Genomic DNA, 1,363 nt, shown 5'->3' on the forward strand with positions numbered 1-1,363 from the left:
TATAATGGTCTCATAAATTAAGACACTTTTTCGGACAGTTTTTAATGAATCTGATATACTTAAACCAGTATGAAAGAAAGGATCCATTATCATGTCCAGACAAAGAAGAAATTTCAATGCCAAATTCAAATCAGACCTTGTAATTGAGCTGCTTAAGGGTGAGAAAGATCTCAATACCCTTGCAACTGAAAATAACATCCAACCAAATCTGCTCCGCAACTGGAAAAAAGAGTTCTTGAACAATGCTTCGGTTGTGTTCGACGACAAGCGTGAGGAAAACCTCAAAGAAAAGCTTGCCGAAGAGCGTAAGGAGAAAGCGGAGTATGCCAAAAAGGTTGGTCAGTTAACCATGCAGGTTGACTGGCTCAAAAAAAAATCTGAAGAAATTTGTGGACCTGACTACGAGAGTAAGTTTAGTCCAAAACCTTTTGACGACTAAGGAAATTCCGGCTTCCGTAGGTGCCATGTTGCTTGACATCAACCGTACAAGCATTTATTACAAGGGCGCCCCTATTTCAGATGAGGAACTGGCCTGCAAAGAGATCATTGATCATCTCCATACAGATAATCCCACTTGGGGCGCAAGACAAATGTCTGCACAGTTAAAAGCCCGTGGTTACCAGGTTGGGCGCCGCAAGGCAAGACGCTACATGAATGAGATGGATATTTACCCGATTTATCCAAAGATGAATCTTTCCAAGCGAATGCAGCAGGCGAAAGTATGTCCATATCTTCTTCGTAATGCGGTCATAGACAAGCCAAATCAGGCATGGTCTATTGACATTACATATATCCCGATCAAGCGCGGATTTCTGTATCTGACAGCCGTGATCGACTGGTATAGCCGTTGTATTGTCGGCTGGGAAGTGGATGACACACTTGATACCAGAATGGTTATCAGTGCCCTGAAAAAAGCTTTCAAAGTGGCAAAACCTCAGATCCTGAATTCAGATCAGGGTTGTCAGTTTACAAGTCAGCAATACATTGACTTTGTAAAGGAAAACGGCATCCGTCAGAGTATGGATGGAAAAAGCCGCTGGGCAGACAACATCATGATTGAGCGCTGGTTCCGCAGCTTCAAGTATGAGGAAGCCTATCTGACACAGTACAACAACATCAGGGAAGCAAGAGCTGCTATCGGACAGTATATCCACACCTACAACTTTGAACGATGCCATTCTGCACTTGATTACCAAACACCGGCTGAATGCTACTATCCGGCAATGTTGATGCCATATGTAGCTTAGCATATATTGGATCTGGGGAGTGCTCCACTGTTCTCTCCATGTTCCTTGTAACTTGTTCACCATATCAGTTCATTATAAAAATCTTAGATTTTTGTCTTGACAACTGAGCCACTATA

At 42.7% G+C, this 1,363-nt stretch carries 2 protein-coding genes; both read left to right on the forward strand.

Translation table 11 applies throughout. The features are described from left to right. The first annotated feature begins 91 nt into the window (after positions 1-91). Entirely contained in the window at positions 92-439 is a 348-nt protein-coding gene (locus tag ACQRD1_RS14550) for a transposase (RefSeq protein ID WP_229097941.1), read from the forward strand. Beyond that, the gene (locus ACQRD1_RS14555) at positions 429-1,247 is read left to right on the forward strand and encodes an IS3 family transposase (protein ID WP_235234332.1); all 819 of its coding nucleotides are present in this window, start codon (positions 429-431) and stop codon (positions 1,245-1,247) included. The genes ACQRD1_RS14550 and ACQRD1_RS14555 overlap by 11 nt, the downstream gene beginning before the upstream one ends. Positions 1,248-1,363: the final 116 nt, after the last annotated feature.

The organism is Bariatricus sp. SGI.019 (assembly GCF_050315235.1).
Taxonomy (GTDB): Bacteria; Bacillota; Clostridia; order Lachnospirales; family Lachnospiraceae; genus JAFBIX01.